A 24,264-nucleotide genomic window follows, 5' to 3' on the forward strand; every position below is an offset into this window, starting at 1 on the left:
GCCGGGGCCGGCGGCACGGTCAGCCGAGCTGGCCGCTGACCGAGAGCCTGGCCCGCAGCGCGCTCACCGCCATCTCCCAGGGAAAACCCTCCAGGTGGCGCTCGCCGGTGCCCGGTGCGTGCAGCGGCATGACCTGGTCGCCGAAGAGCACCGTGACGTCCCAGTCCCGCAGCCGGGCGAGGCTGGTCCGGAAGGCCGGATGCGCCGCCATGGCGGAGTTGGTGAACGGCATCGCCACGATCGGCAACCCCATGCCGAGCCCTTCGACCAGCAGGCCGAGGGCGAGGGTGTCGGCTATCCCGGCGGCCCACTTGTTGATCGTGTTCACCGTCGCCGGTGCCACGATCATCGCGTCCGCGGCCGGCAGCACGTCGGGGTCGCCCGGGTTCTTGTACGTCGACCGCACCGGGTGCCCGGTCTGCCGGCCCAGTGCCGGCGCGTCGACGAACTTCGTCCCGTCCGGGGTCAGCACCACACAGACGTCCCAGCCCTCGCGCTGCGCGCAGGTCACCAGCCGCCCGACGTGCCGGGCCAGCGGCGAACCGCAGGCCAACACGTACAGCACCCGCGACCCGGTCGCCTCCGTCATCGGACGATCATCCACGGCACGGCCTCCAGCTCCAGCTAGCTCCGGTGGGGAGGCGTCAGATGCCGACCCCCATCTGCTCAGCTAACTCCGCTATCGGCGCCGGCGGCGCACCCCGTGTGCGACGCAGCACGTTCGACATCACCTCGTGCGCGATGGGCCGGCAGCGGATCTCGGACGGGGCCAGCCGGTCGCCGTCGACCAGCGCCTCTCCCGCCCGGTCCAGGTCGCCGATCTGGGCGAACCCCCGGGCGAGATCCAGCATGTGGTGCGCCCGCCGCTCCGGCAGCAGCGTGTGGAACCCGTCCCGCCCCACGATCGACCGCTCGTGGGTGATGACCGCGTTGCCGCCCTCGCCCAGCTCCACCGCCGCCGCCGCCCGGTGCAGCTCCACGTTGGTCGGGCCGAAGCAGGTCCAGTAGTGGTTCTCGTCGCCGCCCAGCCGGTCGGCGGCCTCCTTGGCCTCGTTGACCAGATCCTTGACCGTGTTGTTGTCGCCCATCCGGGCCGCCGCCATCGCCCCCTGCAACAGCAGCATGCCGTAGACGGAGAGTCGTTCCGGCTCGCGGCCGCTGCCCGGCGCGAGGCGGTTGGCGATGCTCACGTTGACCTCGAGCGCCGGCCGGGCCCGGCCGAGCGCGAGCAGGGCGTTGCCGACCCGGAAGGTGGCGACCCCGGCCAGCAGGTCGTCGTCGGCCCGCTGGGAGACCGCCATCGAGCGGTCGGCGGCGAGCCAGGCCAGCTCGTACTCGCCGAGCTTGCGCAGCGCCGAGGAGGCGATCTGGTAGACCTGCCCGAGCAGGTGTGCGGCCCTGGCGGAGTCGTCGCCGCCCGCCACGCTGTCCAGCGCCTGGGCGTCCCGGAGCAGCTTCGGCAGCGCCCGGGAGAGCACGCCGTACCGGGCGTACTGGTAGGTCAGCCAGGCGTGGTTGACCGACTTGGTCATCTCGGCCAGCGAGGGCGGCTGCGGAAGGGCGGTCAGCAGCGTACTCATCGAGTCGTAGCGCTCCAGGGCGGAGCGGATCTCCTCCACCTCGACCTCGTCGATGCAGGTGAGCCCGTCGGCCCGGCGTTCCGGCTCCTTGCCGAGCAGCAGTTGGGCGTCGAGCTGGAGTACGTCCGCGATCTCGTACAGCACCGAGAACTTGTCCAGCCGGCGCACTCCCCGCTCGACCTTGTCCACCCAGCTCTTCGACTTTCCGAGCCGGTCGGCGAATACCTGCTGCGACATTTTTCGGCGACCGCGCCAGTAGGCGACACGACGTCCGATCGGAAGCTCGTCCACGTCCGGCCCCTCCTTTCTGCGTCGGCGGTCCGGTCGGGGGGAACCGCGCCGGTGAGAAACCGGGTGCCACTCACGTCTGCGCTGGTCGCACAGCATGTACGTCACTCCGCAGCCGACTGCTCTTAGCTTTCGATGAGGCTTGCGGCTGTCTGCCCGGACAAACGACCGCGTCCGGCGCCAGTGACGGGCTTCGACCTGCATACCTGGCGTTGATCGACAAAAATAGGGGGTTCGCAGAGATGTGGCAGAAAGTCCGTCCGCCTTCGGTCCGTTTTGCTCAACTCGACCGGGTCCGTCTGCGCCGTATCGCGGTGCGTTACGCCGGACACGGCTGGGACGTCACCCCCGGCGCGTGCCTCGCCCGGCACCGGTTCGTGTGTGGCCGGGCCGGCTGCCCGACAACCGGCTGCCATCCCGCGCTGGAGCAGTGGGAACGCAGCGCCACCGCCGATCCGGCCCGGGTCGCGACCTGGTGGCGGCTCCGCCCGCACTCCATCCTGCTGGCCACCGGACGCGCCTTCGACGTCCTGGAGGTCCCCGCCTACCTCGGCCGGTACGCGCTGGAGCGGGCCCGCCCCCGGCTGCACGGCGCCGCCTCCGGGCAGGCTCGCGGGCCGGTGGCGGTCACCCCGGCCGGGCGGTGGATGTTCCTGGTACGCCCCGGCGAACCGCTCCGTCCCGAACTGGAGCAGAGCCTCTACGTGGTCCGGCACGGCTCCGGTTCCTGGATACCGGCCCCGCCGACCAGGCTGCCGGAGGGGACGGTGCGCTGGGTGGTGTCGCCGGAGGAGACCCGCTGGCGCCTCGCCGAACCGTACGGGGTCCAGGAGTTGATCGTCGAGGCGGTGGACGCCGTCGCGCCGACCCTGCCCGAGCCGCTCTTTCCGGCACACCTGCCGGCCCAGCGCCGCGGCGGTGGATGGTAGGCGGTTGCTACCGGGCCGTCCCCGGTTGTCCGCGTGTGGTCGCCGAGGAGGTGTTTCGCCGCTCCGTCGCCGGTCGGGAACTACCGGCCGGGATGGCGTCCCGAACGCCGGGCGGCCGCATCGTGGCAGGTAGCTGACGCATCGTGGCCGGTAGCAGGGGCAGCAGGAGCGTGAGAGCCGCCCCGGACCGGGTAATCCGGCGCCGGACTGGTTGACGCCTGAGGAGAGGGCCTACGCCATGCTCAGCAAAGAGGATCAGCGCCGGTTTGACGAGATCACGCACCAGCTCCGGGTTACCGATCCCGAGTTCGTCGCCCGGCTGGGCGACCGGGGAAAATTCCGCCGCGCCCGGCTGATACTCGTGTTGACCTTCGTACTCTGGGCCACCGTGCCCGCCCTGGTGGTGCTCGGCGGTTGGCTCGCCGTCGCGGTCGCCCCGGCGGTCCTGGTCGCGGCCACGCTGATGATGTGGCAGGCCCGGCGAGTGCGGTGACCGATGATCGCGGCCGCCGGGCGCCTCCGGCGGTCGGATAACCGTCGGTCGGGTGGCCGCACGGCCGGATGCGCTCAGGTCTCGTCTGTGCCGAACCGCAGGTAGGCGCGGCGGAGCCGCTCGGCCAGCCCCGGCCCGCCGATCGCCGCGCCGGGCGGGCCGAGCTGGCGCAGCACGAGTTCCGGCTCGGTGGCCAGGGTGGGGGCGCGGGACGGCAGCGGCACCGGGGAGACCCAGAACCGGTCGAGTGTCCCGGCCAGCGCCTCGGCGGGCAGGTCGGCGAGGGCCAACCCGGCACCGACCGGCGGTGGGGCGCTCGGCACAGGAGTGCCCGGATCCGGCCTCCCGGCCGGCAGCCCCGCACCCGCCGCGCGCCGCGTACCGCCGTCCGCGCGCCGGGTACCGCCGTCCGCGCCCCGGGTACCGGGTGCGGCGGTGCCACGCAACTCCCGTAGCCGGGCCAGCAACTGCTCGCGGTCCCGTCCCCGCCAGCGCAGTAGCTGGAACGGGTCCGCGTCGAATGCCTCGGCGAGCAGGTAGAAGGTCGCGGCCAGGTGCTTGCACGGCACCGCGAAGTCGGGGCAGTCGCAGCGCTGCGCCAGCTCGTCCACGCCGGCCGGAAAGAGGGGCGCACCCGCCTCGACGAAAAGCTCCTCCAGCTCGGGCGGTACCTCCCCGGCGAGCAGTCGGGCGCTGAACAGCGCCTGCGCGGCGAGCTGCGTCTCGATCCGGGTCCAGAGCCGCTCGGCGAAGGGCCGGAACCGGATCGACACCTGGTACGGCTTCGGCCGGGAGCCCTGCACCACGGCGGTCACCTCGCCCGGCGCCACCTCCAGCGACAGCACCTGCCCGGCGCGGGCGTAGGAGCGGCCCCGGGTCAGCCGGGTGCCGAGCGCGAAGGACTCCAGCACGTCCAGAAAGCGCCGGGACCACCAGGACCGGCCGATCGCCCCCCGGGTGCTGCGGGCCCGCAGTCCCCCGTCGACCCGGCGCGGCCGGCCGTACTCACGGAAGTCGGTCACTCCACCACCGCCCCGCTCTCCAGGGCGAAGAGGTGGCGCAGCTCCGAGGTGGAGAGTTCGGTCAGCCACTGTTCACCGCTGCCGACGATCCGGGCGGCCAGCCCCCGCTTCTCGGCGATCATCGCCGCGACCTTCTCCTCCACGGTGCCGGCGCAGACGAACTTGCGTACCTGCACGGCGCGGCGCTGGCCGATCCGGAACGCCCGGTCGGTGGCCTGGTCCTCGACCGCCGGATTCCACCACCGGTCGACGTGGATGACGTGGTTGGCGGCGGTCAGGGTCAGGCCGGTGCCGCCGGCCTTCAGGGAGAGGATGAAGAGGGCCGGACCGCCGGCCCCGTCCCCGTCCCCGTCCTGGAAGCGGGCCACCATCGCGTCCCGCTCCGCCTTGCCGGCGCCGCCGTGCAGGAAGAGCACCTCCCGGCCGAACCGGGCGGCGAGGTGGGCGCGGAGCATCCCGCCGAACTCGGCGTACTGGGTGAAGATCAGGGCCTTCTCCCCGGCCGCCAGCGCCTCGTCCAGGATCTCCTCCAGCCGGGCGAGCTTGCCGGAGCGGCCGGGCAGCGCCGAGCCGTCCCGGAGCACCTGCGCGGGGTGGTTGCAGACCTGCTTGAGCCGGGTCATGGTGGCCAGCACCAGCCCGCGCCGCTCGATGCCCTCGCTGGACTCGATCCTGGCCATCATGTCGTCGACCACGGCCTGGTAGAGCGACGCCTGCTCGCGGGTGAGGTTGCAGAGCACCTCCATCTCCAGTTTCTCCGGCAGGTCGGTGATGATCGACCTATCGGTCTTGACCCGGCGCAGCACGAAGGGACCGGTGATCCGGCGCAGCCGGGCGGCGGCCTCGTCGTCGCCGTGCCGCTCGATCGGCTCGGCGTAGCGCTTCTTGAAGGCCGAGGCGGCGCCGAGCAGGCCGGGGTTGGCGAACTCCATGATGGACCAGAGGTCGGCGAGGCGGTTCTCCACCGGCGTACCGGTGACCGCCACCCGGTGCCGGGCCGGCAGTGACCGGACCGCGGCGGCCTGCCGGGTCGCGGCGTTCTTGATCGACTGTGCCTCGTCGACCACGATCCGGTGCCAGTCGACCTCGCCGAGCGCGGCGGCGTCCCGGGCCGCCAGCGAGTAGGTGGTGAGCACCAGGTCCGCGTCCCGGACCGCCGCGGCGAACTCCGCCCCGCGCGGCCGCTCGGCACCATGGTGTACGTGCACCCGCAGCTCCGGCACGAACCGGGCCGCCTCCCGCTGCCAGTTGCCGACCAGCGACATCGGGCAGACCAGCAGGGTCGGGCCGCTGTCGGCGGGGTCACCGGCGAGCAGGGCGAGCAGCATGATCGTCTTGCCCAGCCCCATGTCGTCGGCGAGGATGCCGCCGAGGCCGAGCGACTGCAGGAACGCCAGCCAGGCCAGCCCACGCCGCTGGTACGGCCGCAGCGTCCCCCGGAACGACTCCGGCGCGTCCCGCGGGGTGAGGTGCCGCTCGGCCTGGCCGGCGAGCAGGTCCCCGAGCGGGCCGTCGGCACCGACCCCGAGCACCGGCAGCGCCTCCGGGTCGTCCTGGGCGGCCAGTCCCAGCCGGAGCAGGTCGCCCACGGTCAGCTCGCCGCCGCCGCGCAGCAGCTTGAGCCCGGCGGCGAGACGTTTCGCGTCCAACTCCACCCACTGCCCGCGGAGCCGGACCAGCGGCGTCTTCAGCCTGGCCAGCGCCCGCAGCTCGTCGGCGGAGAGCCGCTGGTCGCCGAGGGCCAGCTCCCACTCGTAGTCGACAAGCGCCTCCATGCCCAGCGCGCTGCGCGAGGCGACCGTCCCCGGCGCGGTCCGGGTCTTCGCCTGCAACCTGGCCCCGAGCCGGGCGCCGGGCCGCTGCCACCAGGAGGGCAGCAGCACCCCGAAGCCGGCGGAGTGCAGCACCGGTGCGCCCTCCCGGAGGAACCGGTGCGCTCCCTCGGTCTCCAGTTCCAGCGCCTCCGGCGCCGCCGTGCGCAGCGCGTCGTCCAGGTCCGGCCAGAGCCGGCTGGCCCGGCCCAGCTCGGTCAGGAGCGTCTCCTGCGGCGCCGCCAGGTGCCGGGCCAACGCCCGCAGCTCACCCCGGGCCGCCCAGATCCGGTCCGCCCCGACCACCAGGCTCGGCTCGTCGGCGGCCTGGAGCGCGAACTCCACCCGCCAGCGCCGCTGCGCCCCCGCCAGGCCGTCGGCGGCGTCCGGGGCGTCCAGGCGGTCGGCGGCCTCTGGTGCGCCCCGAGCGTCAACGGCGTCCGGATCGAGTACCACGGCGACGTCGGCCGGCACGGGCGGCTCGACCAGCCGGAAGCAGGCCCGTACCGGGCTGCCGACGGCATCCCGCTGCCAGGCGCGCAACTCGCGCTCCAGTTCGGCGACGGCCGCCGGCTCGGCGGTGAAGTCTCGCTGCCGCCCGGTCAGCGCCCGGAGCCAGGCTCGCACGGCGGCGTCTCCGGCGCCGGCCCCGATCAGGCGTACGCCCTCCAGGGGCGTCCGGGCGGCGGCGTCGGTGAGCGCGTCCAGGGCGTCGGCGACGGTGGCTGCCGCCGAGCCGCTCGCTCCGGCAGCGTCAACCGGCGGCGCCGCTCCCGGTCCGGTACGGGCGTTCTCCGGCCGGGTGGTTGCCGAGCCGCTGTCGGAGTCCGGGGCGGATGCCCCGGCCGCAGGCGGATCGAGCGCGGCGCGGGCCGCCGGCGGCAGTGCCATCGCCAGCGCTCGGGCCCAGCCGGCATCGGCCCCGGTGAGCAGCGGACGCCACACCGCCCGAACCGACCGCGCCGAGCCGCCGGGTCGGGCGGAGCCGCGCGTGCCACGGGAGCCGGCCGGAGCGCCGGGGCCGGCCAGGGCGGCACCCGACCTGCCGGCGGCATCGCCGGGCGTGGTCGGCAGGGCGAGGCCGGGCAGGGTGCGGCCACGCCGGACGAGCTCGACCGCGAACTCCGCCAGCCCGGCGAGGTGCCGCAGCGACGCACCCGGAACCGGCGGCCCCGACCCGTCGGCTTCGCTGCCACCGGCCGGCTCGCTGCCACCGAGCGGCTCACGGTCGGCAGCCGCTCCGCCGCCGACAGCCGCTCCGCCGCCGGCTGGCTGTTCGCGATCGGCAACCCGGCCGGCGGGTGACCGGCGCCGGCCGCGCCGATCCCGGCCGGACGGCTCCGGGCCGGACCGATCCCGGCCGGTGGGCGCCTCCCGGCCGCCGAACGACTCACCCCCGCCGAACGCGAGCAGCACCGGCAGCGCATGGTCGGCGTCGTACTCCAGGACCGGCACCCGCCACGCCGCGAGACCGACCGGTCCGCGGGCCGGCTCGACCGGCTCCGTCCGGACCAGTTCCGCCGAGTCGACCGGAGCACCGTCCCTGGTGGGCAGGGCGAGCAGGGCGCTGCCGGTGGTCGCCTTCGCGGCGAGTTCGCCGAGCGCGCCGGCCAGCGCGGGATGTCCGGCCGCGAACGGGTGCGGCCGGTGCCGGGGCGGGCGACCGGGCCGGCGCGGCGGCCGGGCGGGCAGCGCGGAGTCCTCCCCCCACACCGCGAGCCGACCGCCGGCCAGCCACATCCCGTGGACGACCAGCACGCACAGATCCCTTCTCGGCGGGAGACGTCAGCAGGCGGCTCCCTTTCTAGCACTCCCTCCGGCACCGCCGCCGGTCTCCTCGCCCGCGTCGCCGGTACGGCAGATAACCGCGAACGCCCGGCGAGCTTTCTGGCAATCTTTTTGCCTTTACCCAGTCACGAATCGAACAGTTGCGCCCCGGCGGCCGTACTAACGGTCAAGATGACGATAGGCATGGATGTGTCGGCGCCATGAGGCGAGGTGGTGATCATGGAGTTTCCCATCGTGCAGCGTGCCACGCCAGGGCGCTACCTGCTCCGCGGACTGCTCTCCTGCGGGCCGTGCGGCGAACTGCTGATCCCGTCCTTCTCCTCCAGCGGGCGGCGATACTACGGCAGGGTCTTTGCGTAGTCGATCGAGGTGCGTCTGACCTGGCTGTACGCGGTGCCGTGACCTGTGTGGAGGGTGATGCGGTACGGGTGCGGCCCGTCGGTGATCATCGTGTTGCTGAGACAACATGACACCGAGAAGGACCACACCCGCGCATGTCATCATCGCTGATCGACGTGATCCGCCGGCACGCCCCTACCCCGTCCGACAGCACGGCTGCCGGTCATGAGGCGTTTGGCCTGCTGGAGGCCCTGGCGCGGGTTCCTGACCCGCGTGACCCGCGAGGGATCCGCTATCCCCTGACCAGCGTGCTCGCGGTCGCGGTGTGCGCGGTGATGGCCGGGGCTTGCACGTTCGCCGCGATCGTCGACTGGGTTGATGATCTCGATGCGCCGGCGTGGGGCCGGCTCGGGTTCACCGGCCGGATACCGGTGCTGACCACGGTGTGGCGGCTGCTGGTCCGCGTCGACGCCGAGATGTTGACGGCGGTCCTGGCCGACTGGCTGTGCTCGCGGGTGTCGGCGCCGCCGCCGGTGCGGCGGGTCATCGCCGTTGATGGCAAGGTGCTGCGGGGCGCGGTTCTGCCCGAGGGACGGGTCCATCTGCTGTCGGCCTACGACACCTCGACCGGTGTGGTCCTGGCGCAGGTGCAGGTCGCGGCGAAGTCGAACGAAATCCCGGCGTTCGCCCCGCTGCTGGAACAGGTCACGGCACGGCTGGGCAGCCTGGCCGGGGTGGTGATCGTCGCGGACGCCCTGCACACACAGCTCGCCCACGCCCGAGCTGTCGCCGCTGCCGGCGGGGACCTGTACGTGTCGGTCAAGGCCAACCAGCCGACCTTGTACGCCCAGCTCAAGCAGTTGCCGTGGGCGCAGGTGCCGGTCGGGGACCAGCACCGCGACACCGGACACAGCCGCCACGAAACCCGCACCGTCAAGGCGCTGACCCTGCAGACTCCCGGCGGCATCGGCTTTCCTCATGCTCAGCAGGCGGTCCGGATCACCCGTACCCGCACCGTGGCTGGCAAGCGAACGCGGGAGACGGTCTATCTGGTGGCATCGTTACCCGCCGTCCACGCCCAGCCTGCTGACCTGCAGGAATGGGCCCGGCTGGAATGGCATATCGAGAACCGGCTGCACTGGGTCCGCGATGTGACTTTCGGCGAGGACTCCCACCGAGCCCGCACCGGCACCGGACCCGCCGTCGCGGCGGTCCTGCGAAACACCGCGATCGGATTCCATCGCGGCAACGGCGAGACCAACATCGCCCGAGCCACCCGACGCGCCAACCGCCGACCCCACGACCTCATCACCACCGTCACCAGCAGCTACCCGACTACGCAATGACCCTGGATACTACGGCTGCCCCCGCCGGCAGTGCCCGCGCCCCTGGGTGCCGGCCGAGCAGACCGAGCAGACCGTCTGGGCGCACGTCGCGTCGACGTACGGTCCGGCCGCCCGCGACGTCCCTCAGGAGCAGCGGCAGGCCCTGCTCACCACCGTACTGGCCCGGGTCAGCATCGGCGTCGGGCTCGCCGACCTGCACTACCAGTGGCGGTGACCCTGCACTACCGGTGGCGGTGACCGGGCGACGGCAACGGCGATCGGCTGCGCCGGGACCGCTCCGGCGGCAGGATGGCGACATGGAGGCCACCACGGAGATCCCGTTGGTCGGTGGTGCGGGCGACGGCGGCAGCGTGATCGTCGACCTCGACGTACACGGCCGGCCGCCGCTCACCCACCACCACCTGGCCGACGGCGGGCTCGCCCGCGCCGACATCTACGAACTGGAGGCGGTCCTCGGCGAGGGGCCGCCGTGGCTGTACCGGTGGCGGGGGCCGGCCCCCGCCTGAAGGCTCCTCGGATGGCCGGCCCCGCCCTGAGAAGGGGGCCCTTCGACGGCCGGGCCCGGCTACTTGCCCCGGAACACCCGGACGGTGGCGATGCCGCCGAGCGCCAGCGCACCGAGCAGTACCGCCCAGATGACCGTCGTGTTCAGGCCGACGCCGAACTCCGCGTTCGCCTTGGCGTTGGCGGCGAGCGAGTTGTCCACCGGCGCGGGGACCACCACCGGGGGCAGTTCGGCGTACCGGACCAGACCGGTGCTCTCCAGCAGGATCATGTGGTTCATCACGAAGTCGTTGGCCTGCTCGGCGAGCTTGCGGACGATCTCGTTCCGGGTGCCCGACCGGACCGCGCCGATGACCGGGAAGATCGCGCCGTGCGCCGCGCGCAGCCGGTCCACGAAGATCCGGTCGAACCGCGCCCCGGACGCGTTCGTCATCTCCGTGATCCAGCCCTTCTGCTGGTCGGTCGGCTCGGTGGGCAACTGGACGCCCAACTTGTTGGCCGCCTCGACGGTGAGCTGGTCCAACTCCACGTGCTGCTTGGCGATCTCGTCGCCGATCTGCCGGACGCGTTCGCTGTCGCCCTTCTCGGCCGCCATCTGCCCGGCCGGCATCTCCCAGAGCCCGGCCAGGCGGACGCCGCTCAGCAGCGCCATGTCGGCGGCGCCGAGCTGGGTCGGCCCGGCCGGCGCGGCTACCGCCACCCCGGGCAGCGCGAGCAATCCGACCACCAGGCCGGCCAGCAGAGCAGCCGTCCGGCGCATTGCCTTTACCGCAGATCGGGCCGTGGCCACGTAGTCAACCTCCCATAAAGCGACGCCAAAGTGGCAATGGAGTCATCGATCAGGACCGTATGGGTAGGCGCGCTTATGAGTCAATCTCGGACGGCCGAGGAGAGCGAAGCTTAGGCCACACTTAAAGGAAACCTATACCGGCGGGTAGCGACGGTCCGGGCGGAGCCCGCGGCGCGGGCGGGAAACCGGCCGACGGCGCGGTGGTGGGGGCGGCGTGGTGATGTGGGTCGGCGGCTCCCGTCCGGCCCGGAGGCGGCGGGGCGGGGTCGCACGCCAGGGTGGGACGACCTGTCGGGGTCGGTCGGTGGGCGCGGCAGGTTTCGAACCTGCGACCCCTCGCTTGTAAGGCGAGTGCTCTCCCACTGAGCTACGCGCCCGGAGTGCCCGCGCGGAGCCTACCGGCGGCGGCAAGCTTACCCTGCCGCCCCGGTGCCTGCTCCACCCAGTTCGCTCAGGTTAGCGCCGCGACCAGGGCCTTACGCCATCCTGCCTGGTCGCGCGGCTCGCCGGGCGGGTTCAGCTCGGCGAAGCGCACCGTACCGGCCCGGTCGACGACGAACGTGCCCCGGTCGGCAACCCCGGCGGCCTCGTTGAAGACGCCGTACGCCCGGGCCACCGCCCCGTGCGGCCAGAAGTCGGCCAGCAGCGGGAACGCGTAGCCCTCCCGGTCGGCCCACACCCTGTGCACGTAGACCGAGTCGACGCTGACCGTCAACACCTGCACGTCGCCGTTCTGGTATTCGTGGAGGTTCTCCTGCAGCTCACCCAGCTCGCCCTGGCAGGTGCCGGTGAACGCCAGCGGATAGAAGACCAGCAGCACGACCCGGCGCCCCCGCAGCTCCGCCAGGCGTACGAGTTGGTTGTTCTGGTCCTTCAGCACGAAGTCCGGCGCTTGCGCGCCGACGTCGATCGGCATGCGGGGCTCCCTGGTCGTGCGGCACCGGACCCGGCTACTTCTTGGCCTTGGCCCCCCGGCGGAGGACAAGTCGGGCTCCGCTCCAGTCCTTGCCGGCGTTCAGGGTCGACGTCTGCTGGAGGCCGGCGGTTACCGCCGTCTCGCTGACCTCGCTCGGCTCGACGTGCCCCTCCCGCCCGGCCTTGGGCGTCAGCAGCCACACCACACCGTTGTCGGCCAGCGGGCCGAGGGCGTCGACCAACAGTTCGAACAGGTCACCGTCGCCGTCCCGATACCAGAGCAGGACCGAGTCCACGACCTCGTCGGTGTCCTCGTCCACCAGCTCTCCGCAGCGATCGGTCAGGGCGTCCCGGAGATCCTGGTCGACGTCGTCGTCGTAGCCCATCTCCATGACGACCATCCCCGGCTCGATGCCGAACCGGTCCGCCAGACTCCGTACGCCGTCGGCGGCCTGACCAGCGGTCGCGCTCACTGTCACGTGCCTCCTCATCTCCACTGCCAGCGGCGCCGGTGCGACGCCGATGACGCAAAGTCCACACAGTTGTCCCGCCGCGCGCAAGTGGCGCACCGAGTCGAAGGGAATTTACCGTGCCAGCAGCGTCCGGGCACCCTGGGTAATGGCCTCCTCGGAGACCAGGACATGCCGGGCGGCCGGACCCAACGGGACGAAGGTATCGATAGAAGCTACCCTACGGGCAGAACCGACAAAACCGGCATCAACCAGCGCCGCCACCACGCCCTCACCGACCCCGCCGGAGCGGCGCGTCTCGTCCACGACCAGCACCCGGCCGGTCGCCTGGGCCTCCCGGATGATGTCCGCGACCGGCAGCGGGGCCAGCCAGCGCAGGTCCAGCACGCGGGTGCCGATCTCCTCCTCGGCCAGCTTGGCGGCGGCGCGCAGCGACATCCGTACGCCGTTACCGAACGTGATGATCGTGACGTCCTCGGCCGAGCCGACGCCGTAGACCCGGCCCCGGCCGATCGGCACGTGGCTCGCCGTCCAGCCGCCCGGACCGAGATAGGGCGCCAGCCACTCGTCGTCGCCGTCGGCGTGCAGGTCGCGGGTGTGGTAGAGCGCGATCGGCTCCAGGAAGACGCAGACGCTCCCGTCGACCGCCGCGCCCGCCAGGCAGGAACGCAGCATCGGCGCGGCGTCGTCGGCCCGGGACGGCACCGCGAGCACCAGGCCCGGCACGTCCCGGAGAACGGCGAGCGAGTTGTCGTTGTGGAAGTGCCCGCCGAACCCGTCCTGGTACGCCAGCCCGGCGATCCGGACCACCATCGGGTTGCGGTAGGCGCCCCGGGAGAAGTACTGCATGGTCGCCGCCTCGCCCCGGAGCTGGTCCTCGGCGTTGTGCAGGTAGGCCAGGTACTGGATCTCCGGCACCGGCAGCATCCCGCTCAGCCCGGCGCCGAGGCCGAGCCCGAGGATCGAGGTCTCGTCCAGCAGCGTGTCGAAGACCCGGGGAGCGCCGAACCGGTCCCGCAGGCCCTTGGTGACCCCGTAGACGCCGCCCTTGGCCGCCACGTCCTCGCCGAAGACGGTCATCTGCGGATAGTCGAGCAACCCGTCGGCGAGCGCGGCGTTGATGGTCTGGGCCAGGGTGAGCGGGCCGGCCTGCTCCGGCAGCTTGCCGTCGAAGGCGGCGCTCCGGGCCGCGGCGGCCGGCCCGGCGGCCCGGCCGGCGGCGTCGGTGACCGCCCGGGCGACCCGGACCGGGCGCCTCGGCGCCAGCGGCGCCACGACGTCCGCCGCGCTGGCCAGCTTGCGCTCGCCGAGCACCTCCTCGGCGACCTTGCGCACCTGCCAGCCGACCTCGTCGTAGCGGGCGATCAGCTCCTCCGGGGTGACCAGGCCGGCCCCGGCGAGCAGCCGGGCGGTGGCGACCAGCGGGTCGCGTTGCACGTCCCGGGCGATCTCGGCGGCGGTCCGGTACGCCACCTCGGCGTCCGCCCCCGCGTGCCCCATCAGCCGCACCATGGAGAGGTGCAGCACGGCCGGTCGCCGGTGCCGGCGCACCCAGGCGGCCGCCTCGACCGCCACGTCGTACGTCTCGACCAGGTCGCAGCCGTCGGCGGCGAAGTACCGGATGCCGGGCCTGGCGCGCAGCGTCTGCGCCACCCAGCCCTCCGGGGACTTGACGCTGATGCCGAGCCCGTTGTCCTCGCAGACGAAGAGCACCGGGATGCGCAGCCCGGTGTGGTCGCACCAGCCGGCGGTGTTGAACGCGGCGGCGGCGCTGGCGTGGTTGACCGAGGCGTCGCCGAAGGAGCAGACCACTATCGCGTCGCTCGGCCAGGGCGACTCGGCCTCGCCGCGCTGCCGCGCCGCACCGCCGGCCGCCCGGCGCCCGCCCGGCCGGCCCCGCCCGTCGCCGAGCCGGCGCAGCCGCTCGACCGCGAAGCCGATCCCGACCGCCCGGGGCAGGTGCGAGGCGATGGTCGAGGTGGTCGGCACGACCGCGACGGCGGCGTTGCCGAAGACCTTGTGCCGGCCGCCGGCGATCGGCTCGTCGGCGGAGGCCACCACCCCGCGCAGGACGTCCCGGGCCGCGCCGAGGACGGCGTCGGAGGCGCCCGCCCCGTCGGGGTCGCCCCGGTGCCCGTCCGCGCTCCCGTTGCCGTCGGGAGCCCGCATCGCCTCGGCCACCCGTTCGGTGACCCCGACCCGGTGCGCCGGGTCGTCGGTCCCGCCGGCGCCTCCGGACCCGGGCTGTGCCACCCGGGCGCAGTAGAAGGCGCCCGACCGGTAGTGCAGCAGGGCCGGGTCGGTGGGCCGGAGCGCCAGCGCGACCGCGGCGTTGCCCTCGTGTCCGGCGGAGCCGATGGTGTAGAACCCCTCACCGAAGCTGCGCAGCCAGCGGGCCGCAAGATCCAGGTGCCGGCTAACGAGTTGGGCGTCGAACAGATCCAGGGCGGTACGGCCGTCGAGGGTGCCGCCGTCCCGGACCGGTTCGTCGGCCGCACGCCCGGACGACGCCGGCACCTCGATGGCGCCGACCGCCTCCCGGAACCGCTCGTCGAGATCTTGGGGGGTGGTCACGTCCGACAGCATTACCGACGCCGGCCACCCGTGACCACTCAGACACCCGTAACCCCTTCTGTCACCCGGGCGAGCCGGTATAGACTGAAAGTTCAGAACTCCTTGAACGTTCGAACAGAAGAGGATCATTGGTACCCGAACTCTCCCCGGAGCGGCGCTACGCCGAGGAGGCAGCGGTCGTCCTGGCGGCCATCGGCCTGACCCCGGCCTACGGCAAGCTGCTCGGCTGGCTGCTGATCTGCGACCCGCCGCAGCAGACCAGCGGCGAGCTGGCCGCCGCGCTCGACCTCTCCAAGGGCTCGATCAGCACCGGGATGCGGATGCTGGAGCGCGGCGGTTTCGTCCGCCGGGTGCCGGTGCCGGGCCGGCGCGGGCATGCCTACGAGGTCGCGCCGGACGCCATCATCCGCAGCGTCGTCGAGCCGACGAGGTTCCGGATGTTCCGCGAGCTGATGGACCGGGGCGTGACCGTGGCCGGCGGCCCGGACTCGTCCCGGGCCGACCGGGTGCGGATCACCCGGGACTTCTACGCGTACGTGGAGCGGGAACTGCCCGTCATGGTCGAACGCTTCAAGGCCGAACACCTCGGGAAGGGAGAGGCCGATGGCTGACCCGGCCATCAGCACCGAGCAACTCGTCAAGCGGTACGGCCGCAACCGCGGCCTGGCCGGACTCGACCTGCGGGTCGAGCCCGGCGAGGTGTACGGCTTCCTCGGCCCGAACGGCGCCGGCAAGTCCACCACGATCCGGCTGCTGCTCGACCTGATCCGCCCGACCAGCGGCCGGGTCAGCGTGCTCGGCCACGATCCGCGGCGGCACGGGGTGGCGCTGCGGCGCCGGATCGGCTATCTCGCCGGCGACTTCGTCGTCGACGGCCGGCAGACCGGACGGGAGCTTCTCGGCTACCTGGCGAACCTGCGCGGCGGTGTGCCGCGTGGCCGGATCGAGGAGCTGGCCGAGCGGCTCGACCTCGACCTCGGCCGGCGGATCCGGAGCCTCTCCCGGGGCAACCGGCAGAAGGTCGGGGTGGTGCAGGCCTTCATGCACTCCCCCGAGCTGTTGATCCTCGACGAGCCGACCAGCGGGCTCGACCCGTTCCTGCAGCAGGAGTTCGTCGCGCTGGTCCGCCAGGCCCGCGACGCCGGGCAGACGGTCTTCATGTCGTCGCACGTGATGAGCGAGGTGCAGCAGACCGCCGACCGGGTCGGCATCGTCCGGGAGGGCCGGCTGGTCACCGTGGAACGGGTGGAGGAGCTGCGCGAACGCGCGGTCCGGCGAGTGGAGATCCACTTCGACGGTCCGGTCGAGCTGGCCGAGTTCGCCGCCCTCCCGGGGGTCAGCGACGCGACCCTGGAGCGTGGCACCCTGCGCTGCCGGCTGGACGGCCGGGCGGATGCGCTGGTCAAGGCGGCCGCCCGGCACTCCGTGGTGAGCCTGCTGTCGGAGGAGCCCGACCTGGAGGAGCTCTTCTTCGGCTACTACGCGACCGGGGAGGTCGAGCATGCTGCCGCGTAACCCGTTCACCAAGGCTCTCGTCGACACCCGGCGGTCCCTGCTGGGCTGGACCGTGGCGATCGCCGCCGTCGCCGCCATGTACGCCGCCTTCTGGCCGTCCATGCAGGCCCCGGAGATGCAGGAGGCGCTGGAAGCCTATCCGGAAGGGCTGATGGAGGCGTTCAACTACAGCGACCTGACCAGCGCCGCCGGCTATCTCGGCAGCGCGGTCTACGGGCTGCTGGTGCCGCTGCTGGTCACCGTCTTCGCGATCGCCGCCGGCACCAGGGTGGTGGCCGGGGACGAGGAGGCCGGCACCCTCGACCTGATCCTCGCGCATCCGGTCGGGCGGGTCAGGCTCGCCGTGCAGCGCTTCGCCGCGCTGCTGGTCGGGCTCGCCGTCATCACCGTGCTGCTCTGGCTGGTGATGCTGGCGCTGACCGGCCCGGCCCAGTTCGACGGGGTGAGCGCGGGCGAGTTCGGCGCGGCCAGCCTCCAGCTCGCACTGCTCGGCACGACCTTCGGCGCCCTGGCGTACGCGGTCGGCGCGGCAACCGGCAGGCGGGCCGTCGCGCTCGGCGTCAGCGCCGGGGTGGCCGTGCTGGCATACCTGGCCAACTCGGTCTTCCCGCAGGTCGAGGGGGCGGAGTGGGCAGCGGAACTCTCCCCGTTCCACTGGTACATGGGCGGTCAACCGCTGGTCAACGGGGTGCAGGCCGGCGGCTCGCTGCTGCTGCTCGGCACCTCGGCCCTGCTGGTCGCCGCCGGCACCTGGGCGTTCAGCCGGCGCGACGTCGCGGTCTGAACCGGGCAAGCCAGCTCTTTCTTTACTTTCTGTTCGGCAGGTGGCTATCGGGACGATCGACCCGGGGAACCGGTGCTCGCCAGGCTGCTCCCAGCCTGTCCACCGGATCCCCGGGAGATCTCGATGGCCCTGTCCCGCCGTACCCTCCTGCTCACCGGCGCCGCCGTCGGAGCCGCCGGCGCGGTGACCGGCCTGCCGGCCGCGGCCGCCGCCGCCCGCCCGCTGACCGCCGACCCGTTCACCCTCGGCGTCGCCTCCGGTGACCCGGACCCCGACGGCTTCGTCCTCTGGACCCGGCTGGCACCGACCCCGCTCGCCGAGGACGGCCTGGGCGGGATGCCGGACCGCATCGTGCCGGTGCGCTGGGAACTCGCCGCCGACGAACGGTTCCGGCACGTCGTACGCCGGGGCACCGCGCTGGCCCGGCCGCAGTCCGGGCACGCCGTGCACGTCGAACTGAACGGCCTGCTCCCCGGACGCGAGTACTTCTACCGGTTCCACGCCGAGCGGCACACGTCGCCGGTCGGCCGGACCCGCACCGCACCGCCGCTCTGGACGCTGGGCGGCGCCCTGACCATGGCCTTCGCCTCCTGCTCGCAGTTCGAGCACGGCTACTTCACCGCCTACCGGCGCCTGGCCGAGGAGCACCCGGACCTCGTCCTGCACCTCGGCGACTACCAGTACGAGTACGCGAAGGACTCGTACACGATCCCGGGCGGGAACCCGCGCGACCACGAGGGGCCGGAGACCGTCACCCTGGCCAACTACCGGCAGCGGCACGCCCAGTACAAGTCCGACCCGGACCTGCAGGCCGCGCACCAGGTCGCGCCCTGGGTGGTGGTCTGGGACGACCACGAGCTCGACAACAACTGGGCCGACGAGGTGTACGAGCGGCCCGAGACCCCGCAGCCGGACTTCCTGGCCCGGCGGGCGGCGGCCTTCCAGGCGTACTACGAGAACATGCCGCTGCGCCGCACCTCGATCCCGCACGGCATCGACATGCAGCTCTACCGCCGGCTCCGCTGGGGCCGGTTGGTCACCTTCCACATGCTCGACACCCGGCAGTACCGGGACGACCAGGCCTGCGGGGACGGCAACCGGGACTGCCCGGCCGCCTTCGACCCGGCCCGCTCGATCACCGGGGCGGAGCAGGAGCGCTGGCTGATCGACGGCTTCCGCCGCTCCGACGCCCGCTGGGACGTCCTCGGCCAGCAGGTCTTCTTCGGCCAGCGGGACAGCGACGCCGGCCCGGCCCGGTTCGGCTCGATGGACGCCTGGGACGGGTACGTCGCCTCCCGGGACCGGGTCACCCGGGGCTGGGTCGAGGCGAAGGTGCGCAACACCGTCGTGCTCACCGGTGACGTGCACGCGCACTGGGCCGACGACCTGTTGCTCGACTACGCCGACCCGACCTCCCGGACGGTCGGCAGCGAGCTGGTCTGCTCGTCGATCACCTCCGGCGGCAACGGCGCCGACTCGGTGACCGGCAGCCACCCGTACTTCCCGCACAACCCGCACCTGCGGTTCCACAACAACCAGCGGGGCTACGTGCTGACCAGGTTCACTCCCCGGGAACTGCGGGCCGACTTCAAGGTGCTGCCGTACGTGACCACGCCGGGCGCACCGGCGTACACCCGGGCGTCGTTCGTGGTCGAGGACCGGGTGCCGGGGCTGCACCAGACGTACGACCGGCCGGTGGACCCCGCCACCGCCACCACCCGGGCGACGGTGGACCTGGCCGCCGAGACCGCGGCCCGGGAGCACGCCCGGCCCTGAGCCCTCCCACCGCACCGGCCCGATGGTCCCGTCGGGTCGGCGGCGGTCCTGGCCGGCCCGGTTCGGGTCCGGGCCGGCCGGGACCGCGAGCCCCGTCTCCGGTTACGGGTGCAGGCTTCTCCGCCGTCGGTCGCCCGCCGGCCCTACTCGCGCCAGCCGAGCAGCTCGACCCCCTTGGCCAGCTCGACCCGCAGGCCGGTGACGATCTCCCGCGACCCGCCCGGTGGCAGCTCCATCCGCCAGATCAGCTCGCCGAGCGCGGCCCGCTCGTCCGGCTGCGGGTCCAGCCGCAGCTCCCGGACGGTGATGCCGTCGCTCTGCGAGACCGGAAGCTGGTCGAGCACGGTCAACCGGGCCGGCCGCGGGGTGTGGTTGGCCACGCTGATCCGGTACTCGACCTCGCGACGCCGGGTCGAGCCCAGCGTGGCCTTCGTGTCACTGCGCCGGATCAGTTCCCGCTTCACCCGGATCCGGTCGTCGAGGCCGAGGGCCACCTCGACCTCCTCGCCCGGCGCCCAGGTCGGCAGTTGCGTGCCGCCGACGAAGTCACCGCCGTGGAAGACCGACGCGGGACCGGGCAGCAGGGTGTGCGCGGAGCCGTTGACGGCGGTGGCCCGCAGGTGCACCCCTGCCGCGCGGACCGGCGCGGTGACGTGGTCGAGGGTGGCCGGGAGCTCCAGTACGGCGACGACGGCCCGGTGCGCGCCCCCGTCCGCCGGTACGGCCACCGGGCGGGCCGGCTCGTAGGTGGCGGCCTGCGCGCCCTGGGTCAGGGTCGCGGCCGGCTGCGCCACCCTGGGTCTCGGGCGGGGCGCGGCGGCGAACGCCGGGCCGCTGCCGGAGGCACCCGATGACCGCGGGGGGCCGCCCGCCGGGCTCGCGGCGACCGGCCCGGCGGCACGCATCCGGCCGACCTCCCGCTCCGCCACCGGGACCACCGGCTCCGCCTGCCGGAGATACCACGGGTCCAGTTCCGGCAGCGTGGTGCCGGTCGCCGGGCGGGCGGTGGAGAGCCGCAGCTCGCACTCGGGCCAGTCCTCCCCGGTCCGCTGGGTGACCAGCCCGAACCAGGTGAGCGTCAGGGTCTCGTCGACGAGCCGGAGGTCGTACGAGGAGGTCCAACCCGCGCCCTCCACCACGTACGACAGTTCGAGCTGGACCTCGGCGTCCCCGGCCTCCCCGCCGGAACCCCCGACCGGGCCGGCCTCCCCGACCGGACCGGCGGCACCGCCGGGCTCCGACGCGTCCGGCGCGACCCGCAGGGTCACCTCGGCGATCACCCGGTCCGGCGACCGCTGGGCGGCCAGTGCGGCGATCTCCCGCTCGAGCGCGGCCAGCCGCTCCTGGGCCTCCTCCTGGCGGCGGCCCAGCTCCCGACGCCGGGCCTGGCTCGCGGCGGTCTGCTCGGCCACCGACTCGGCGAATCCGGCGACGTCGCCCGGCGACGCCTCGCCGGCCGCCAGCGCCCGCGCGTAGCTGGCGCCGGCCCGCTGGGTGAGCATCGTCAGGAAGTCGGCGCGCTGCCCCTCGACCGTCTCCGCGTCGGCCAGCTCCGCCAGCTCGGCGTGCAGGTCACGGCGCCGCTGCGCGAGCTCGGCGGCAGCTCCGTCGATGACCCGGGGCCGCACCTCGGTCGAGGAGTCCACGCCGAGCACCGTCGCCGGGCCGTGCCCGCCGACCCGCAGCGAGTCGCGGAGCAGGCCGAGCGGCAACGGTCCGATCCGGACCCGGTGCTCCCCGGGCGGCAGGCGGAGTGCGGTCCGGCGGGTCACCCTGGCCCGGTCCGGGTAGACCGTCACGGCGACGATCGGCGCGTCGATCTGGGATGGCGTCATCGGGCGAGGCTATCGATCCTCCGCCACCGCGGCCCTGCCGGTTCAGCCGGGGAGAAGGGCCCTGCCGGTTCAGCCGGGGAGAAGGGCCCTGCCGGTTCAGCCGGGCAGGAAGGAGAACCGGACCTGGCGGGTCGAGTTGTCGCCGTTCGGGTCGACCAGGCAGATCGACTGCCAGGTGCCGAGCGCGAGCCGGCTCCCCAGCACCGGCAGTGTCGCGTACGGCGGCAGGAAGGCGGGAAGCACGTGGTCCCGCCCGTGCCCCGGCGAGCCGTGCCGGTGCCGCCACCGGTCGTCGGTGGGGAGCAGCTCGTCCACCGCGGTCAACAGGTCGTCGTCCGAGCCGGCACCCGTCTCGATGATCGCGAGTCCCGCGGTGGCGTGCGGCACGAAGACGTGCAGCAGCCCGTCGCCCCGGTCCGCGAGGAACCGCTCGGCCTCCCGGGTGATGTCCCGGACCACCGGCCGCGACCCGGTCCGGATCGTGATCACCTCACTCTGCATGCCGCCCAGTCTGCCGGAAGTGGCAAGGAAGGGCCCCTTCTTATCGCTTTCGGTATATGAAGGGCCCCCTGTTAACGCCTGGCCGTCGCCGGGCCGGAAACGGCGCGTTGCCGCGAAGTTACCGATTGGTACCTGTGTCGCGCATCGCCTCTGCGCGCCCTAGACGTGACGGAGCCCGGCATGAGGGGGCAGGATGGCGCTAGAGACCTATCCCACACACAACCTAGGGAACGCCTGTGGCCACGGAACGCAAGCGCCCGGTGATCAGCGACGGCCTGCCGAGCCAGCTTCCGGACATCGACCCCGAAGAAACCAGCGAGTGGGTCGAGTCACTCGACGGTGTCATTGACGAGCGCGGTGCCAAACGCGCCCGCTACGTCATGCTGCGCCTGCTGGAGCGGGCCAGGGAGCGCCAGGTCGGGGTGCCGCCCCTGACCACCACCGACTACCTCAACACCATCACTCCGGAGCAGGAACCCTGGTTCCCGGGCGACGAGCACATAGAGCGCCGGATCCGGGCGTACATCCGGTGGAACGCCGCGATGCTGGTGCACCGCGCGCAGCGGCCGGAGATCGGTGTGGGCGGGCACATCTCCACCTACGCCAGCTCGGCCTCGCTCTACGAGGTCGGCTTCAACCACTTCTTCCGGGGCAAGAACCACCCGGGCGGTGGCGACCAGATCTACTACCAGGGCCACGGCTCCCCGGGGATGTACGCGCGGGCGTTCCTGGAGGGACGGCTGACCGAGGACCAGCTCGACGGCTTCCGGCAGGAGCTGTCCCATCCGGGCGGCGGGCTGCCGTCGTACCCGCACCCACGGCTGATGCCGGACTTCTGGGAGTTCCCGACCGTCTCGATGGGGCTCGGCGGGATCAACGCCATCTACCAGGCCCGGTTCAACCGCTACCTGCACCACCGGGGCATCAAGGACACCTCCGACCAGCACGTCTGGGCATTCCTCGGCGACGGCGAGATGGACGAGCCGGAGTCGCTCGGCGCCATCGGCGCGGCCGCCCGCGAGGAGCTCGACAACCTCACCTTCGTGATCAACTGCAACCTGCAGCGGCTGGACGGTCCGGTACGCGGCAACGGCAAGGTGATCCAGGAGCTGGAGGCGTTCTTCCGGGGTGCCGGCTGGAACGTGATCAAGGTCGTCTGGGGCCGGGAGTGGGACCCGCTGCTCGCCGCCGACACCGACGGCGCGCTTGTCAACCTGATGAACACCACGCCGGACGGCGACTACCAGACCTACAAGGCGGAGTCCGGGGCGTACGTCCGGGAGCACTTCTTCGGCCGCGACCCGCGTACCCGGAAAATGGTCGAGGGGCTCAGCGACGACGAGATCTGGAACCTCAAGCGGGGCGGTCACGACTACCGCAAGCTCTACGCGGCCTACAAGGCGGCGGTCGAGCACACCGGGCAGCCGACCGTCATCCTGGCCAAGACGATCAAGGGCTGGACGCTCGGTTCGAGCTTCGAGGCGCGCAACGCCACGCACCAGATGAAAAAGCTCACCCTGGACGACCTGAAGAGCTTCCGCGACCGGCTCTACCTGGACATCCCGGACGAGACGCTGGAGGCAAACCCCTACCTCCCGCCCTACTACCACCCGGGCGAGAAGTCCGAGGAGATGGAATACCTGCGGGAGCGGCGGCAGCAGCTCGGCGGCTACCTGCCGAGCCGGCGCACCGAGTGGGCACCGCTGCCGGTGCCCGGCAGCGAGCGCTTCGCCGACGTCAAGAAGGGCTCCGGCAAGCAGAAGGTCGCCACCACCATGGCCTTCGTCCGGCTGCTCAAGGACGTCATGAAGGACCGCGAGTTCGGCAAGCGGTTCGTGCCGATCATCCCGGACGAGGCGCGTACCTTCGGGATGGACTCGCTCTTCCCGACCCAGAAGATCTACTCGCCGCACGGTCAGAAGTACACCTCGGTGGACCGGGAGCTCTTCCTCTCCTACAAGGAGGCGACCAGCGGGCAGATCCTGCACGAGGGGATCAACGAGGCCGGCTCGGTCGCCTCGTTCACCGCCGCCGGCTCGTCGTACGCCACGCACGGCGAGCCGATGATCCCGCTCTACATCTTCTACTCGATGTTCGGCTTCCAGCGCACCGGTGACGCGTTCTGGGCGGCGGCCGACCAGATGGCCCGGGGCTTCGTGCTCGGCGCCACCGCCGGCCGGACCACGCTCAACGGCGAGGGGCTGCAGCACGAGGACGGCCACTCGCACCTGCTCGCCGCGACCAACCCGGCCGTGGTGGCGTACGACCCGGCGTTCGCCTTCGAGATCGCGCACATCTTCGAGAGCGGCCTGCACCGGATGTACGGCGAGCGGCCGGAGAACGTCTTCTACTACCTGACCGTCTACAACGAGCCGATCCTGCAGCCCGTGGAGCCGCAGGATCTCGACGTGGACGGGCTGGTCAGGGGGATCTACCGGTATTCGCCGGCCCCCTCGGTCTCCGGCCCGGACGGCGGCACCGCACCCCGGGCCGCCATCCTCGCCTCCGGCACCGGCATGCAGTGGGCGCTGAAGGCACAGCACCTGCTGGCCCAGGACTGGGGCGTGGCGGCGGACGTCTGGTCGGTCACCTCCTGGACGGAACTGCGCCGGGACGCGGTGGAGTGCGAGCAGTACAACCTCCTGCACCCCGGCGACGAGCCCCGGGTGCCGTACGTCCAGCGGAAGCTGGCCGACGTCGGCGGGCCGGTGGTGGCGGTCAGCGACTGGATGCGCGCGGTGCCCGACCTGATCTCCCGGTGGATTCCCGGCGACTACACCTCGCTCGGCACCGACGGGTTCGGGCTGTCGGACACCCGGCACGCGCTGCGCCGGCACTTCCACGTGGACGCCGAGTCGGTGACCGTCGCGGCGCTGCGCCAGTTGGCCCGGGGTGGCGCGGTGCCGCCGTCGGTGCCGACCGAGGCCGCCAAGAAGTACGCGATCGACGACATCGCGGCGGCCCCGGTGGGCGAGACCGGCGGGGACTCCTGACCGTCCCGGTC

Annotated in this window: 21 protein-coding genes and 1 tRNA gene; 11 read left to right on the forward strand and 11 right to left on the reverse strand. The window is 72.9% G+C overall.

Annotated features, from left to right (window positions below; all coding sequences use genetic code 11):
• Positions 1-19: 19 nt before the first annotated feature.
• Positions 20-589: a flavoprotein gene (locus ACN27G_RS21030; RefSeq protein WP_421494485.1), complete on the reverse strand. Its 570-nt coding sequence runs from the start codon at positions 587-589 to the stop codon at positions 20-22.
• 55 nt (positions 590-644) lie between these two features.
• Positions 645-1,871: a helix-turn-helix domain-containing protein gene (locus ACN27G_RS21035; RefSeq protein ID WP_421494486.1), complete on the reverse strand. Its 1,227-nt coding sequence runs from the start codon at positions 1,869-1,871 to the stop codon at positions 645-647.
• A 239-nt stretch (positions 1,872-2,110) separates the two neighbouring features.
• On the opposite strand from ACN27G_RS21035, the gene ACN27G_RS21040 reads away from it, so the two are divergent.
• Together ACN27G_RS21040 and ACN27G_RS21045 are read left to right on the forward strand one after the other, a co-directional pair.
• A complete protein-coding gene (locus tag ACN27G_RS21040; RefSeq protein WP_421494487.1) occupies positions 2,111-2,797 on the forward strand; it encodes a bifunctional DNA primase/polymerase in 687 nt (228 codons plus the stop codon).
• Between the two features lie 238 nt (positions 2,798-3,035).
• On the forward strand, positions 3,036-3,290 hold the full coding sequence (locus ACN27G_RS21045) for a DUF3040 domain-containing protein (protein ID WP_421494488.1): 255 nt from the start codon (positions 3,036-3,038) through the stop codon (positions 3,288-3,290).
• A gap of 74 nt (positions 3,291-3,364) precedes the next feature.
• Here the strand turns inward: ACN27G_RS21045 and ACN27G_RS21050 are convergent, their stop codons facing one another.
• Positions 3,365-4,312 carry an SWIM zinc finger family protein gene (locus ACN27G_RS21050; RefSeq protein ID WP_421494489.1) on the reverse strand — a complete coding sequence of 316 codons (948 nt, stop codon included), beginning with the start codon at positions 4,310-4,312 and terminating at the stop codon, positions 3,365-3,367.
• Entirely contained in the window at positions 4,309-7,881 is a 3,573-nt protein-coding gene (locus tag ACN27G_RS21055) for an SNF2-related protein (RefSeq protein ID WP_421494490.1), read from the reverse strand. The genes ACN27G_RS21050 and ACN27G_RS21055 overlap by 4 nt, the downstream gene beginning before the upstream one ends.
• A gap of 249 nt (positions 7,882-8,130) precedes the next feature.
• Here ACN27G_RS21055 and ACN27G_RS21060 point away from each other — a divergent pair, with 249 nt between their 5' ends.
• The 4 genes from ACN27G_RS21060 (at position 8,131) to ACN27G_RS21075 (ending at position 10,102) form a co-directional block, all read left to right on the forward strand.
• Positions 8,131-8,271, forward strand: coding sequence for a zinc ribbon domain-containing protein (locus tag ACN27G_RS21060; RefSeq protein WP_421494491.1), 141 nt, complete (start codon positions 8,131-8,133; stop codon positions 8,269-8,271).
• Between the two features lie 134 nt (positions 8,272-8,405).
• Complete coding sequence (locus ACN27G_RS21065) at positions 8,406-9,596, forward strand: ISAs1 family transposase (protein WP_421492187.1); 1,191 nt, start codon at positions 8,406-8,408, stop codon at positions 9,594-9,596.
• Positions 9,597-9,642: 46 nt separating this feature from the next.
• Positions 9,643-9,810, forward strand: a complete 168-nt coding sequence (locus tag ACN27G_RS21070) for a hypothetical protein (protein ID WP_421494492.1) — start codon at positions 9,643-9,645, stop codon at positions 9,808-9,810.
• Positions 9,811-9,892: 82 nt separating this feature from the next.
• The gene (locus ACN27G_RS21075) at positions 9,893-10,102 is read left to right on the forward strand and encodes a hypothetical protein (protein WP_421494493.1); all 210 of its coding nucleotides are present in this window, start codon (positions 9,893-9,895) and stop codon (positions 10,100-10,102) included.
• 59 nt (positions 10,103-10,161) lie between these two features.
• Here ACN27G_RS21075 and ACN27G_RS21080 read toward each other — a convergent pair whose 3' ends face one another.
• The 5 genes from ACN27G_RS21080 to ACN27G_RS21100 form a co-directional block, all read right to left on the reverse strand.
• On the reverse strand, positions 10,162-10,860 hold the full coding sequence (locus ACN27G_RS21080; protein WP_421494494.1) for a DUF4142 domain-containing protein: 699 nt from the start codon (positions 10,858-10,860) through the stop codon (positions 10,162-10,164).
• 335 nt (positions 10,861-11,195) lie between these two features.
• A tRNA-Val gene (locus tag ACN27G_RS21085) sits at positions 11,196-11,267 on the reverse strand.
• 74 nt (positions 11,268-11,341) lie between these two features.
• A complete protein-coding gene (locus tag ACN27G_RS21090) occupies positions 11,342-11,806 on the reverse strand; it encodes a peroxiredoxin (protein ID WP_421494495.1) in 465 nt (154 codons plus the stop codon).
• Between the two features lie 34 nt (positions 11,807-11,840).
• On the reverse strand, positions 11,841-12,278 hold the full coding sequence (locus ACN27G_RS21095) for a DUF3052 domain-containing protein (RefSeq protein ID WP_421494496.1): 438 nt from the start codon (positions 12,276-12,278) through the stop codon (positions 11,841-11,843).
• A gap of 111 nt (positions 12,279-12,389) precedes the next feature.
• Positions 12,390-14,792: a transketolase C-terminal domain-containing protein gene (locus ACN27G_RS21100; RefSeq protein WP_421497409.1), complete on the reverse strand. Its 2,403-nt coding sequence runs from the start codon at positions 14,790-14,792 to the stop codon at positions 12,390-12,392.
• Positions 14,793-14,977: 185 nt separating this feature from the next.
• Between ACN27G_RS21100 and ACN27G_RS21105 the strand changes: the two genes are divergently transcribed.
• The 4 genes from ACN27G_RS21105 (at position 14,978) to ACN27G_RS21120 (ending at position 18,924) form a co-directional block, all read left to right on the forward strand.
• Positions 14,978-15,460 carry a GbsR/MarR family transcriptional regulator gene (locus tag ACN27G_RS21105; protein ID WP_421494497.1) on the forward strand — a complete coding sequence of 161 codons (483 nt, stop codon included), beginning with the start codon at positions 14,978-14,980 and terminating at the stop codon, positions 15,458-15,460.
• Complete coding sequence (locus tag ACN27G_RS21110) at positions 15,453-16,364, forward strand: ATP-binding cassette domain-containing protein (protein WP_421494498.1); 912 nt, start codon at positions 15,453-15,455, stop codon at positions 16,362-16,364. Before ACN27G_RS21105 ends, ACN27G_RS21110 begins: the two co-directional genes overlap by 8 nt.
• Positions 16,351-17,148, forward strand: coding sequence for an ABC transporter permease (locus tag ACN27G_RS21115; RefSeq protein WP_421494499.1), 798 nt, complete (start codon positions 16,351-16,353; stop codon positions 17,146-17,148). The genes ACN27G_RS21110 and ACN27G_RS21115 overlap by 14 nt, the downstream gene beginning before the upstream one ends.
• Before the next feature lie 123 nt (positions 17,149-17,271).
• Entirely contained in the window at positions 17,272-18,924 is a 1,653-nt protein-coding gene (locus ACN27G_RS21120) for an alkaline phosphatase D family protein (protein WP_421494500.1), read from the forward strand.
• A 143-nt stretch (positions 18,925-19,067) separates the two neighbouring features.
• Here ACN27G_RS21120 and ACN27G_RS21125 read toward each other — a convergent pair whose 3' ends face one another.
• On the reverse strand, positions 19,068-20,759 hold the full coding sequence (locus ACN27G_RS21125) for a mucoidy inhibitor MuiA family protein (RefSeq protein WP_421494501.1): 1,692 nt from the start codon (positions 20,757-20,759) through the stop codon (positions 19,068-19,070).
• A gap of 96 nt (positions 20,760-20,855) precedes the next feature.
• A complete protein-coding gene (locus ACN27G_RS21130; RefSeq protein WP_421494502.1) occupies positions 20,856-21,260 on the reverse strand; it encodes a YjbQ family protein in 405 nt (134 codons plus the stop codon).
• 236 nt (positions 21,261-21,496) lie between these two features.
• Here ACN27G_RS21130 and aceE point away from each other — a divergent pair, with 236 nt between their 5' ends.
• On the forward strand, positions 21,497-24,253 hold the full coding sequence (gene aceE, locus ACN27G_RS21135; protein WP_421494503.1) for a pyruvate dehydrogenase (acetyl-transferring), homodimeric type: 2,757 nt from the start codon (positions 21,497-21,499) through the stop codon (positions 24,251-24,253).
• The last annotated feature ends 11 nt before the right edge of the window (positions 24,254-24,264 follow it).

The sequence above is a fragment of the Plantactinospora sp. WMMB334 genome, from assembly GCF_049179095.1.
Lineage (GTDB): Bacteria > Actinomycetota > Actinomycetes > Mycobacteriales > Micromonosporaceae > Plantactinospora.